9 protein-coding genes and 1 pseudogene are annotated in these 12,817 nt (G+C 71.6%); 8 read left to right on the forward strand and 2 right to left on the reverse strand.

Annotation, left to right across the window (positions count from 1 at the left end):
* The first annotated feature begins 28 nt into the window (after nt 1-28).
* A complete protein-coding gene (locus ACZ56L_RS01495; protein ID WP_471060335.1) occupies nt 29-1,231 on the forward strand; it encodes an MFS transporter in 1,203 nt (400 codons plus the stop codon).
* On the opposite strand, the gene glgX is transcribed toward ACZ56L_RS01495, so the two are convergent.
* Entirely contained in the window at nt 1,216-3,348 is a 2,133-nt protein-coding gene (gene glgX, locus ACZ56L_RS01500; protein WP_401758551.1) for a glycogen debranching protein GlgX, read from the reverse strand. The genes ACZ56L_RS01495 and glgX overlap by 16 nt on opposite strands.
* Nucleotides 3,349-3,604: 256 nt before the next feature.
* On the opposite strand from glgX, the gene ACZ56L_RS01505 reads away from it, so the two are divergent.
* Together ACZ56L_RS01505 and ACZ56L_RS01510 are read left to right on the forward strand one after the other, a co-directional pair.
* Nucleotides 3,605-4,849 (forward strand): SAV2148 family HEPN domain-containing protein, encoded by a 1,245-nt coding sequence (locus tag ACZ56L_RS01505; RefSeq protein WP_471060339.1) that lies wholly within the window; start codon nt 3,605-3,607, stop codon nt 4,847-4,849.
* Nucleotides 4,850-5,000: 151 nt separating this feature from the next.
* Nucleotides 5,001-5,741 carry an exonuclease domain-containing protein gene (locus tag ACZ56L_RS01510; RefSeq protein WP_345217763.1) on the forward strand — a complete coding sequence of 247 codons (741 nt, stop codon included), beginning with the start codon at nt 5,001-5,003 and terminating at the stop codon, nt 5,739-5,741.
* Between the two features lie 25 nt (nt 5,742-5,766).
* On the opposite strand, the gene ACZ56L_RS01515 is transcribed toward ACZ56L_RS01510, so the two are convergent.
* Nucleotides 5,767-6,642 carry a phosphotransferase enzyme family protein gene (locus ACZ56L_RS01515; RefSeq protein ID WP_345217765.1) on the reverse strand — a complete coding sequence of 292 codons (876 nt, stop codon included), beginning with the start codon at nt 6,640-6,642 and terminating at the stop codon, nt 5,767-5,769.
* A 195-nt stretch (nt 6,643-6,837) separates the two neighbouring features.
* Between ACZ56L_RS01515 and ACZ56L_RS01520 the strand changes: the two genes are divergently transcribed.
* The 5 genes and pseudogenes from ACZ56L_RS01520 to ACZ56L_RS01540 all read left to right on the forward strand — a co-directional run bounded on the left by ACZ56L_RS01520 (nt 6,838) and on the right by ACZ56L_RS01540 (nt 12,732).
* Nucleotides 6,838-7,827, forward strand: coding sequence for a carbohydrate ABC transporter permease (locus ACZ56L_RS01520; protein WP_471060344.1), 990 nt, complete (start codon nt 6,838-6,840; stop codon nt 7,825-7,827).
* A complete protein-coding gene (locus tag ACZ56L_RS01525; RefSeq protein WP_471060347.1) occupies nt 7,824-8,678 on the forward strand; it encodes a carbohydrate ABC transporter permease in 855 nt (284 codons plus the stop codon). The genes ACZ56L_RS01520 and ACZ56L_RS01525 overlap by 4 nt, the downstream gene beginning before the upstream one ends.
* Nucleotides 8,678-9,976 (forward strand): ABC transporter substrate-binding protein, encoded by a 1,299-nt coding sequence (locus tag ACZ56L_RS01530; protein WP_471060351.1) that lies wholly within the window; start codon nt 8,678-8,680, stop codon nt 9,974-9,976. The genes ACZ56L_RS01525 and ACZ56L_RS01530 overlap by 1 nt, the downstream gene beginning before the upstream one ends.
* Nucleotides 9,973-11,260 (forward strand): annotated as a pseudogene (mgt, locus tag ACZ56L_RS01535) (macrolide-inactivating glycosyltransferase). The gene ACZ56L_RS01530 and the pseudogene mgt overlap by 4 nt, the downstream one beginning before the upstream one ends.
* A gap of 278 nt (nt 11,261-11,538) precedes the next feature.
* The gene (locus tag ACZ56L_RS01540; protein WP_468683172.1) at nt 11,539-12,732 is read left to right on the forward strand and encodes a S8 family peptidase; all 1,194 of its coding nucleotides are present in this window, start codon (nt 11,539-11,541) and stop codon (nt 12,730-12,732) included.
* Nucleotides 12,733-12,817 lie beyond the last annotated feature (85 nt).

The following is a 12,817-nucleotide window of genomic DNA, read 5'->3' on the forward strand; positions in this document are numbered from 1 at the left end:
GACGTACCGGAGGAGCTATCGCGAGGCGATGGCGCTCACCGGCCCTGTACTGCCCCTGGTGTCCTTCCTCGGAAGGCTCCCGCTGGCCATGTGCCAGCTCGGCACGCTCCTGCTGGTCGCCGAGACCAGCGGCAGCCTCGGCACCGCCGGACTCGTCGGCGGCGCCCTGGCGGCCGGACAGACCGTCGGCGGGCCCCTGCTCGGCCGGGCCGCCGACCGGCGCGGACAGCGGCTTGTGGTGCTCTGCGCGACCCTCGTCAACGCCGTCGCCGTCACCGCGCTGGTGCTCGCCGCGCTCGCCGGGACCGGCACCTGGCCGCTCGCGCTGGTCGCCGTGGTGACGGGGGCCTCGGTGCCGCAGATCGGCCCGATGTCCCGCACCCGCACCCTGGCCCTGGCCCGCCGCAAGGGCGCGGACGACCGCCTCGTCGGCACGGTGCTCTCCTTCGAGGGCACCCTCGACGAGGTCACCTTCGTCCTCGGCCCGGCCCTGGTGGGCCTCGCCGTCGCCGTCGCGCACCCCGCCGCCGCCCTGCTCGGCGCGGCCGCGCTCCTCGCCGTCTGCGGTACGTGGTTCGCCCTGCATCCGACGGCGGCCCTGCTGCGCCCCGCCGCGCACACCGCCTCCGGCGAACGTACGAAGATCACCGGAACGGTGTACGCCCTGCGGCTCGCGATGGCCCTCCAGGGCGCCGTGTTCGGGGCGTCCCAGGCGGGCATCACCGCCCTCACGGAGGATCTCGGCAAGCCCGAACAGGCCGGGCTGGTGTACGCCGCGATGGGCGTCATGAGCGCCGTCGCCGGGTTCTCCATGGCCGCCGTCCCGGCGAGCGTGGGCCTGAGCACCCGCTGGCGGACCGCCACCGCAGCCCTGGTGGTGCTCTCGGTGCCGCTCCTGTTCGTGTCGCAGTTGTGGCCGCTGTACGCCGTCGTGGTCGTCCTGGGGGTCGCCTGCGCCCCCAACATGATCACGATCTTCGGGCTCACCGAACGCGCCGTCCCGGCGGGCAGGCTCGCCGAGTCCATGGCGTACCTGATGAGCGGCATCGTCGGCGGCCAGGCGCTCGCCCTGGCGCTCTCCGGCCGCCTCGCCGAGTCCAGCGGGCCGCCCGCCGCCTTCGCGGTGGTGACCGGCGCGGCGGTCCTGTGCGCGGCCCTGTCCTGGGCGGTACGCCCCCGGGCGGGCCGGGGGCGTACCGCGGGCGACAGGAGCCGTCAGGCGGGGCGCTGAAGCACCGTCAGGCACCGGCCGACGAGCGTGAGGTGCTCGCCCGCGTCGAGCTTCGCGCCGGCGCCGGGCGGCACCCCGTCCTCCCGCGCGGTGTCCACCACGACCTCCCACTGCTGCCCGTGGTCGACCGGGACCCGGAATTCCAGGGTCTCCGCGCTGGCGTTGAACATCAGCAGGAACGAGTCGTCCGAGATGCGCTCGCCGCGCGGGCCGGGCTCCGAGATCGCCTCGCCGTTGAGGAACACGGTCAGCGCCTTGGCGTGCGCGGCCTCCCAGTCCTCGTGCGTCATCTCCTCGCCCTCCGGCGTGAACCACGCGATGTCGGAGAGCTCGTCCTGCGTGCCGCGCACCGGACGCCCGTGGAAGAAGCGCCGGCGCCGGAAGACGGGATGGTCGCGCCGCAGTGCCACCATGGCGCGCGTGAACTGCAGCAGGGTGCCGTCCTCGGTCTTGTTCCCCTCCTCGTCGGGGCCCGGCCACGGCACCCAGGAGATCTCGTTGTCCTGGCAGTAGGCGTTGTTGTTGCCTCCTTGCGTGCGCGCGAACTCGTCGCCGTGACTGAGCATCGGCACGCCCTGCGACAGCATCAGCGTCGCCATGAAGTTGCGCATCTGCCGCTGCCGCAGCGCCAGGATCTCCGGATCGTCGGTGGGGCCCTCCGCACCGCAGTTCCAGGACCGGTTGTGGCTCTCGCCGTCCCGGTTGCCCTCGCCGTTGGCACTGTTGTGCTTGTCGTTGTACGCCACCAGGTCGTGCAGGGTGAAGCCGTCGTGGCAGGTGGTGAAGTTGATCGAGGCGAGCGGTCGCCGGCCGTCGTCCTGGTAGAGGTCCGAGGACCCCGTCAGGCGGCCCGCGAACTCCGCGATCGTCCGAGGCTCGCCGCGCCACATGTCACGCACGGTGTCCCGGTACTTGCCGTTCCACTCCGTCCACAGCGGCGGGAAATTGCCCACCTGGTAGCCGCCCTCGCCGACGTCCCACGGCTCGGCGATCAGCTTGACCTGGCTGACCACCGGGTCCTGCTGCACCAGGTCGAAGAACGAGGACAGCCGGTCCACCTCGTGGAACTGCCGGGCCAGGGTCGCCGCCAGGTCGAAGCGGAACCCGTCCACCCGCATCTCGGTCACCCAGTACCGCAGCGAGTCCATGATCAGTTGGAGGACGTGCGGGGAACGCATCAGCAGCGAGTTGCCGGTGCCGGTGGTGTCCATGTAGTACTTCGGGTCGTCCGCGAGCCGGTAGTACTGCGCGTTGTCCAGGCCCCGGAAGGACAGCGTCGGCCCCAGGTGGTTGCCCTCCGCCGTGTGGTTGTAGACGACGTCGAGGATCACCTCGATGCCCGCTTCGTGCAGCGCCTTGACCGCCGTCTTGAACTCCAGCACCTGCTCGCCCCGGTCGCCCCAGGACGCGTAGCTGTTGTGGGGGGCGAAGAAGCCGATGGTGTTGTAGCCCCAGTAGTTGTTCATGCCCGCGTCGACGAGCCGGTGGTCGTTGACGAACTGGTGCACCGGCATCAGCTCCAGAGCCGTCACCCCCAGTTCCACCAGATGGCTGATGATCGCCGGGTGCGCCAGCGCCGCGTAGGAGCCGCGCAGCTCGTCGGGCAGGTCCGGATGGAGCATCGTGAGGCCCTTGACGTGCGCCTCGTACAGGATGGTGTGGTGGTACGCCGTACGGGGCGGCCGGTCGTCGCCCCAGTCGAAGTACGGGTTGACCACCACCGACGTCATGGTGTGCGGGGCGGAGTCCTGGTCGTTGCGGTCGTCCGGCTTGCCGAAGTGGTAGCCGTACACCGCCTCGCCCCACTCGATCTCCCCGCTGATCGCTTTCGCGTACGGGTCGAGCAGGAGCTTCGCGGAGTTGGCCCGCTGCCCCTGGGAGGGGTCGTACGGGCCGTGGACGCGGTAGCCGTAGCGCTGGCCCGGCATGATGCCGGGCAGATAGGCGTGCCGTACAAAGGCATCGCTCTCCCGCAGCTCGACGGCGGTCTCCGAACCGTCGTCGTGCAACAGGCACAGTTCAATGCGTTCGGCGGCCTCCGAGAAGACCGCGAAATTCGTTCCGGCGCCGTCATAAGTGGCGCCCAGGGGATAAGCCTCTCCCGGCCAGACCTGCATGCGATCGACTCTTCCACTTCTGATCCGGGTGGTGCGGAACAACGGGGGGACGGACGAGCGAGTGACGAACGAGGTGCCGTAGCGTCAGATCTTCCCCCGAATCGTGCCGCAATGCGGCTCATTCGGAGGGTGGTTGTGGCCGTCTGGGGGAACGGCTGCACCGGGTGCCCCTCCCGGAGTACCCTTCCTTGATCGTCGGCGGAGTGCCGGACGACGGGCGGACAGCGGTCGAAGGCAGGCAGAAGGCGGTGCGTGGGTGAGCTCGGGAGAGCTGGAGCTACCCCCAGGTGACACGGGTCACGAGGGGGGCTCGGGCGACATCCCGCCCGGTACGGTCTCGCTCGCGCGGCCGATGGAGATCGGCGCGGAACTGGACTGGGGCACGGACGCCTGGAGCGAGGTCCGTACGCGCGCGCAGCGGGCCGGCCGCGCCTACATCTGGCTCAACCTGGTCGAGCAGCGCATGCGCGCCGTCGTCGCCGCCGTCCTGCGCCCGGTGTACGAACCCGTGCACGGCGACGAGTGGGTGGTGGCCGCCGCCGGGCCCGCCGGACAGGAGTGGGTGCAGCGCGCCGTCGCGGTGCGCGAGGTGAGCCGTCGCAAGGGGTACCTGCTGGACCCCGCCGACGACAACGTGCTGAGCTTCCTGACCCTGCCGCAGTTGCGCGAGCTGATGGTGCAGCACTGGCCGTGCTTCGAGCCGTACTACGACGACCGGCGCGACGTCGAGCTGGCGCTGGACGAGCTGGAGGTCACCCGCAACGTCGTCTCCCGCAACCGCGCCCTGTCGGAGACCGTCCTCGCCCAGGCGGAACGGGCCTCGGCGCGGCTGCTGGAGATCCTCGGCGCGGGCTCGGGCGCGCCGGCGGCGGACCGGCTGCCCGTCGACGCGGTCGAGGACCTGGTGGGCGACCGGTACGCGGACGTCGTCTCCGTGCACCCCGACCGGGTGCGGCTCCAGCGGCAGCTGCCCGCCGAGGACCTCTTCGGCGGGGCGCGGCGGGTCGACGCCATCGGGATAGGCCTCAACCTGCTGGTGCAGAACTTCTCCGGGCGCCGCCTGGTGCGGCTCGCGGAGGCGGGCTGCCGGGTGCGGCTGCTGTTCCTCAACCCGGCCAGCAGCTCGGTGAAACGCCGCGAGCGGGAACTGGGGCTGCGCAAGGGCGAGCTGAGCCGTTCCGTCGAGATGAACATCCTGCACATGCGGCGGGTGCGGGCCAGTCTGCGCGACCCCGGGGCCTTCCAGATCCAGGTCTTCGACGAGACGCCGCGCTTCACCGCCTACCTGGTGGACGGGGACGGGCCCGGCGGGCTCGCGGTGGTGCAGTCGTACCTGCGGCGGGCGCGCGGCATGGAGGCCCCCGTGCTGGTGCTGCGCGGCGGCGGGCGGGGCGGGCGCGACGGGGTGGTGCGGCACGGGCAGGACACCGAGGCCGGGCTCTTCGAGACGTACCGCGAGGAGTTCGAGTCGGTCTGGACGGACTCGCGGCCGGTCTCCTGATCCCGTTCGGCGTACGCCCCGTCCGGTGCTCCGCCCCGGGCGCGCTCCCCGTCCGGCGCGGCCCGCGGGAACGATCTCCGGGGCCGCGTTGTCAGTGCTGCGTGCGAGGGTGGTTCTCCGTCGGGGGAGAACACTCAAGGAGGCCCAGGACATGGGATGGCACGGGGAATCGCTGGTCGGCTTCGACCTGGAGACCACGGGTACGGAACCGCTGGAGTCACGCATCGTGACCGCGGCCGTGGTGGAGGTGCGGGGCGGGGAGGTGGTGGAGCGGCGGCTGTGGCTGGCCGATCCGGGCATCCGGATTCCGGACCAGGCGACGGCGATACACGGCATCAGCAACGAGCGCGCGAGCGCGGACGGCCGCCCGGCCCGTGAAGTCGCGGACGAGGTCGCCGACGTCCTGGTCGGGCACTGGGCCAAGGGCGTGCCGGTCGTCGCGTACAACGCGGCCTTCGACCTGACGCTGCTCTCCGCCGAACTGGCCCGGCACGGGCTGCCCGCGCTCGGCGACCGGCTCGCCGCGCACACGGGGGAGCAGGGCATCGGGCCGGTCGTCGACCCGCTCACCATCGACCGCGCCGTCGACCGCTACCGGCGCGGCAAGCGCACCCTCGAAGCGGTCTGCGTGGAGTACGGGGTGGAGCTGGCCGGGGCGCACGAGGCGTCGGCGGACGCCCTCGCCGCGGTGCGGGTGGCGATCGCGATAGCCGAGCGGCACCCCACGATCGCCGGACTCGCCCTGCCGGAACTGCACCAGGAACAGGTGCGGTGGTACGCGGACTGGGCCGTCGGCTTCCAGGAGTTCCTCCGGAAGAAGGGCACCGCCGATGCCGTCATCGATCCCGCCTGGCCGCTGCGCGCGCCGGGCCCGCCCCCCGCGCGGAGCTGACCGGGCCGCGCGGCCGCCGGACCCCTCAGAACGGGTACCAGCGCACCTGCGGGTCGTTGTCCCGCAGCGAGCGCACCCGGCGGCGGAACTCCGCGAGCGCCTTCGGGTTGGTGGGCGCGTGCTGGGCCACCCAGGCGCAGCTCGCCGTCTCCCGGGCGCCGCGCAGCACCGTCCAGCCGTCCCACTCGCGCACGTCCCAGCCGTAGGCGGCGACGAAGGCGTCGTAGCGCTCCTCGGGCAGCCCGTAGCGGTCCAGGGACAGCGCCATCACCACCAGGTCGTGCTCCCGGAAGTCCGAGGAGAAGGTCTCCAGGTCGACCAGGACCGGGCCGTCGGGCCCGACCATGACGTTGCGGGGCAGCGCGTCCCCGTGGATCGGCCCCTGCGGCAGGTGCGGCACGAGGGCCGCGGCGGAGGCGGCGAAACCGTCCCTGCGGCCCCGCAGGTACACCGCGTCCTCGGGGTCGATGGCGTCGCCCGCGAGCCGCAGCCACCGTTCGACCCCGTCCAGCAGGTCCCGGGGCGGCAGCGCGAACGGCGGGGCGGGCAGCGCGTGCACCAGGTTGAGCAGCTCGGCCACGTCCCGCGGCTCCGAGGGCCGTACGGCGTCCGGCAGCCGGTGCCACAGCGTCACCGGGTGGCCGTCCACCAGCCACGGCTTCCCGGCGGCGGGCCGCACGGCCGGAACGCCGACGTCCGCCAGCCAGGCGCCGACCGCCAGTTCGCGCTTCGCACGGGCGGCCAGGTCGGGGGAGCCCCGGCCGACCTTGGCCACGAAGGACCCGCCCGCACCCTCGGGACGCTCCACCGCGAACACCGCGTTCTCCCCCAGGGACACCAGTTCCGCCCCCGCGCCGAGGCCGGTGGCCTCCAGCACCTCGCGTGCGCGCTTCTCGTCCATCGTCGTGCTTCTCCCGTGTGCCCGGTGGTGTCCGTTCGGCCCGCCTTCCCGCGGCGGCGAATCCGACAAAGTCTCGCATCCGTGCAGGTTGGCTTGACGAACCCACGGGGCGACAGCACGATGACGGGTGCCGCTCGACGGTCAGAACCGTACAAAGAGCCCGAAGTGAGCAGACTGCCCGAAGGAGCCGCATCCGTGTCACTGCCGACCGTGCAGGGGCAGTCCGGGAAACCGCACCGGGGGAGCCACGGGAACCGGGACAGCCGGGACAGCCGGGACAGGAGGGGGCGGCGGAGGCCGGGCGGCGACGGCCGGGGGACCGACTTCGGGACCTGGTTCCTGGTCCTGCCCGCGCTGATCCCCATCCTGGTCCTCAGCGTCGGCCCGCTGCTCTACGGCATCGCCCTCGCCTTCACCGACTCCCAGTCGGGCCGCACCGCCCCCACCCAGTGGACCGGCACGCTGAACTTCTCCGACCTGCTGCACGACACCCTCTTCTGGGACTCCTTCCGGATCGGCCTGCTCTGGGCGGTCGGCGTCACGGTCCCGCAGTTCCTGCTGGCCCTGGGCCTGGCCCTGCTGCTCAACCAGAACCTCCGCTTCCGCTGGCTGGCGCGGGCGCTCGCCATCGTCCCGTGGGCGATGCCCGAGGTCGTCGTCGGCATCATGTGGCGGCTCGTCTACAACCCCGACGCGGGCATCCTCAACGAGACCCTGCGCGGCCTGGGCCTGGGGGACGGCCGCGACTGGCTCACCGGTCTGGCCACCGCCCTGCCCGCCGTGATCCTCGTGGGCATCTGGGCCGGCATGCCGCAGACCACCGTCGCCCTCCTCGCCGGACTCCAGAACACCCCGCACGAACTCCACGAGGCCGCCGCTCTCGACGGAGCCGGCGCCTGGCGCCGCTTCCGCGCCGTCACCTGGCCCGCCCTGAAGCCGATCGCGCTGTCGATCACCGCGCTCAACTTCATCTGGAACTTCAACTCCTTCGCCCTGGTCTACGTCCTGACCAGCGGCGGGCCCGGCGGCCGCACCCGGCTGCCGATGCTCTTCGCGTACGAGCAGGCGTTCCGCTACGGCCAGTTCGGCTATGCCGCGGCCATGGGCTGCGTCATGGTCGCGGTCGTCTCCGTGCTCCTCGCCGTGTTCCTGGTGGGCCGACTCAAGGGAGGCGACGACACATGAGCCTCTCCTCGGGACCCATGCGCACCGGCGGGCCCGCCCGCGCCGGCCAGTACCTCGCGCTCCTCGCCTATCTGGTCTTCCTCGCGTTCCCGTTCCTCTGGCTGATCTCGACCTCCTTCAAGTCGCCCCGAGAGCTGGGCGACCTGCACCCCACCTGGATCCCCAAGGACCCGGGCCTGGACAACTTCCGGCAGGCCTTCGAGGAGCAGCCGCTGCTGGAGGCCGCCGGGAACAGCCTGCTCGCCGCGCTCGCCGCCGCCCTGATCGCCGTGGTCGTCGCCACCCCGATGGCCTTCGTGACGGCCCGGTACCGCTCCCGGCTCACCGCCGCCGCCACCGGGTGGGTCGTGGTCAGCCAGGCGTTCCCGTTCGTACTGGTGATCATCCCGCTGTTCCTGATCCTGAAGAACCTGCACCTGGTCAACTCGCTGCCCGGCCTAGTCATGGTGTACGTCGTCTGGTCGCTGCCCTTCGCGCTGTGGATGCTCGTCGGATACGTCCGTGCCGTTCCGCGCGAGCTGGAGGAGGCGGCGGCGGTCGACGGCGCGAGCCGTTTCCGTACGCTCGTCTCGGTCACGGCGCCGCTGCTGATGCCCGGGCTGGTCGCCACCGCGCTGTTCGCGTTCATCACCGCGTGGAACGAGTTCTTCTTCGCGCTGGTCCTGCTCAAGTCCCCGGAGAAGCAGACCTTGCCGGTCGTCCTCACCCACTTCATCGGCGCGGAGGGGGCGGCCGACCTCGGACCGCTGGCCGCGGCCGCGTTCCTCGCCACCCTCCCCTCCCTGGTGGTCTTCGCGGTCATCCAGAAGCGGATCACGGGCGGCATGCTGGCCGGGGCGGTGAAGAGCTGATGCGCACCTTCCGTACGCTCGCGGTTCTGGCGGCGTCCGCCCTGCTGCTCACCGGCTGCGCGCAGGCCGAGCGCGGGCCCGACAAGGACGGCGTGGTCCGCCTCCGCTTCCAGTCGCTGGCCTGGCAGAAGGAGTCCGTCGACATCAACAAGCAGTTGGTGAAGGAGTGGAACGCGGCCCATCCCAAGGTCCGGATCGACTACGTCCAGGGCAGTTGGGACAGTGTCCACGACCAGCTCCTCACCTCCTTCGAGGGCGGCGAGGCGCCCGACATCATCCACGATGCGTCCGACGACCTCGCCGACTTCTCCTACGGCGGCCACCTCGCCGACCTGACGAAGCTGCTGCCCGCCCGCCTCAAGGCCGACATCCCGCAGCGGAGCTGGGACACCACCACCTTCGACGGGAAGGTGTACGGAGTCCCCTTCCTCCAGGAACCCCGCGTCCTGATGGCCAACGAGAAGCTCCTCAAGGCCTCCGGCGTCCGCGTGCCCACCCCCGAACAGCCGTGGAGCTGGGCGGAGTTCCGCCAGGTGGCCAAGAAGCTCACCGCCGACATGGGCAGGGGCAGGTACGGCGTCGCCTGGCCGCTCAAGGAACCGGTCTCCGCCGCCCTCAACCTGGGCCTGTCGGCAGGCGGCGAACTCTTCGGCAGGGGCGCGGACGGCAAGGTGAAGATCCGCTTCACCGACGCCGACGCGGTCGTCCCCGGCACCGTTCGCGCCCAGGTCAACACGGACGGCTCCGCCTCCGCCGCGACCCTCGGCATGGGCGGCTCCGACACCCTCCCCGGCTTCTTCGGCGGCAAGTACGCGATGGTCCCGCTCGGCTTCTCCTACCGCCAGCAGATCGCGCAGCAGGCCCCCGAGGGCTTCTCCTGGAAGGTGCTCCCGGCGCCGGCGGGCCGGGACGGGCTCGCGCAGGGCGTCAGCCCGCAGACGCTGTCGGTCGCCGAGGACAGTCCGTTCAAGAAGCAGGCGGTGGAGTTCATCGACTTCTTCCTGGCCCCGGACAACATGACCCGCCTCGCCAAGGGCGACTGGATGCTCCCCACCGGCGAAAAGGCCCTCAAGGACCCGTCCCTGCGCACGCCCGAGGACGGCTGGGCCACCGGAGCCGCCCTCGCCGCCCACCTGCGGTCGGCCCCCGCGCAGTCCGTGCGCGGCTACCCGGAATGGAAGGACAAGGTCGCCACCCCCGCCTACCAGGAGTTCTACAGCGGCGCGATCGACGAGGCGCAACTGCGCCAACGCCTGGAGAGGGACGGCAACCTGGTGCTCGCCCGCTACCAGCGCTGACCCTTCCCGCACAAGAAGCGGCCGCGCGCCCTCGATATCACTTGCACGAGACGTATCGTCTCGCGTACGGTCCGGAGCATGACCGCCACGCCGCGCGCCGCCGCGCACATCGTCATGTTCTCCGTCGCCTTCCCCGGCCACGTCAACCCGAGCCTCGAAGTCATCCGTGAACTGGTCGCCCGCGGCCACCGGGTGAGCTACGCGATCCCGGAGACCTACGCGGAGAAGATCGCCGCGACCGGCGCCGAGCCGGTGATCTACACCTCGACCCTCCCCGACGAGGGCGCCGACCCCGAGGTCTGGGGCACCGAACTCGTCGACAACCTGGAGCCCTTCCTGGAGAACGGCATCCACGCCCTCCCGCAGTTGATCAAGGCCTTCGAGGGGGAGCGGCCCGATCTCGTCATCCACGACATCACCGGCTACCCGGCCCCGATCCTCGCCCGCCGCTGGGGCGTCCCGGCCATCTCGCTGTCGCCCAACATGGTCGCCTGGCAGGGCTACGAGGAAGAGGTCATGAAGCCCATGTACGAGGGCCTCCTGGCGTCCGAGCGCGGCCAGGCGTACCTGAACCGCTTCCGCGACTGGCTGCGGGAGAACGACATGCCGGCGGACGACTTCTTCTCCTTCGTCGCCCCCACCCGCTCCCTGGTCCTCATCCCCAGGGCGCTCCAGCCGAACGCCGACCGGGTCGACACGGCCGTCCACACCTTCGTCGGCGCCTGCCAGGGCGAGCGCGCCGACCAGGGGGAGTGGCACCGTCCGGCCGGCGCCGGGAAGGTCGTCCTGGTCTCCCTCGGCTCCTCCTTCACCAAGCAGCCCGCCTTCTACCGCGAGTGCCTGAGGGCCTTCGGTGATCTGCCCGGCTGGCACCTGGTGCTCCAGATCGGCAGGTTCGTCGAGGAGGCCGAGCTCGGCGAGATCCCCGCCAACGTGGAAGTGACCCGCTGGGCACCGCAGTTGGCCATCCTCAAGCAGGCCGACCTGTTCGTCACGCACGCCGGTGCGGGCGGCAGCCAGGAGGGCCTCGCCACCGCCACCCCGATGATCGCGGTCCCGCAGGCCGTCGACCAGTTCGGCAACGCCGACATGCTCCAGGGGCTCGGCGTCGCCCGGCGCATCGACACCGAGGACGCCACCGCCGAACTCCTGCGCACCACCGCCGAGTCGCTCGTGTCGGACCCGGACGTCGCGCGAAAGCTGGCCGGCATCGCGGCCGAGATGGCACAGGAGGGCGGCACCCGGCGCGCCGCCGACCTCATCGAGGCGGAACTCCCGGCATGACGCGGTGAATTCCCGCCCGGTCCGCTTTCCCGCTCTGCGAATCCCGCCCTTCACCGACGCGTATGCGGAGAACATCTGAAGAAACGAAGGAGCCCGCCCCTCGCGACATTCGCAAGAGGCGGGCTTTTTGTGTGGAACACATTACGGCGGCGGGGAACTCTTGATCTGACGCCGTCAATCGACCAGTGTTTCGACCCAACCCCCGGAGGACTTCCGGTCCTTGGGGGTTTACCCCCCACATTTCCCCCCACAGCAGAATGGCGAGGAGACCCCTCTTCATGGCCTCACACAAGACCGGCAGGACCAGGCTGATCGCGGCGATAACCACCGTCGCCGCCGTGGCGGGCATGTCCGCCCTCTCCGCCCCCGTGGCGGGTGCGGCTCCCGCCGAAGGCACCGTTCACGGTGCGAACGCCGAAGGCGCGGTAGCGGGCAGCTATATCGTCATGCTCGACCAGAAGGCCGACAAGAAGGCCCTCGCCAAGACCTACGGCGGGGAACTCAAGCGGAACTACACCGCCGCCATCAACGGTTTCTCCGCCTCCGGGCTCACCGCGACCGAGGCCAAGCGGCTCGCCGCCGACCCGGCGGTCGCCAAGGTCGTCCAGAACAAGAAGTTCCACGCGGACGCCACCCAGGACAACCCGCCGTCCTGGGGCATCGACCGCGTCGACCAGGCCGACACGGCCCCGGACAAGAAGTACACCTACCCCGACAGCGCGGGCGAGGGCGTCACCGCGTACGTCATCGACACCGGGGTCCGCGTCAGCCACCAGGACTTCGGCGGCCGCGCCTCCTCCGGCTTCGACGCCATCGACAACGACGACGACGCCGACGACGGCAACGGCCACGGCACGCACGTCGCGGGCACCATCGCCGGCGCGGCGCACGGCGTCGCCAAGAAGGCGAAGATCGTCGCCGTCCGCGTCCTCGACGACTCGGGCTCGGGCACCACCGAGCAGGTCGTCGCGGGCATCGACTGGGTGACCGCCCACCACAAGGGCCCCTCGGTGGCCAACATGAGCCTCGGCGGGGGCGCCGACCCGGCCCTCGACGCGGCCGTCCAGAAGGCCATCGCCTCCGGCGTCACCTTCGCGGTCGCCGCCGGAAACGACGCCGGCGACGCCAAGGATCACTCTCCGGCGCGCGTCCCGGAGGCCATCACGGTCGCCTCGTCCGCCGAGGGCGACACCCAGTCCGACTTCTCCAACTTCGGCGCCCCGGTGGACCTCTACGCCCCCGGCTCGGACATCACCTCGTCCTGGAACGACAGCGACGACGGCACGAAGACCATCTCCGGCACGTCGATGGCGACCCCGCACGTCGTCGGCGCGGCGGCGGTCTACCTGGCCGGACACCAGGACGCCACCCCGGCGCAGGTCGCGGCGGCGCTGACCGGCGCGGCCACCCCGGACAAGATCTCCAACGCCTCCCCGGGCACGGCGAACAAGCTCCTGAAGGTCGTCGGGTAACACCCGCTCCTCCCGGTGGGCCGGGCGAGCCCCACCTCGACCGCCCGCCGCCGGCCGCCGCGCCCTTCCCCCACGGGGCGCGGCG

This window comes from Streptomyces sp. NPDC039736 (assembly GCF_055596485.1).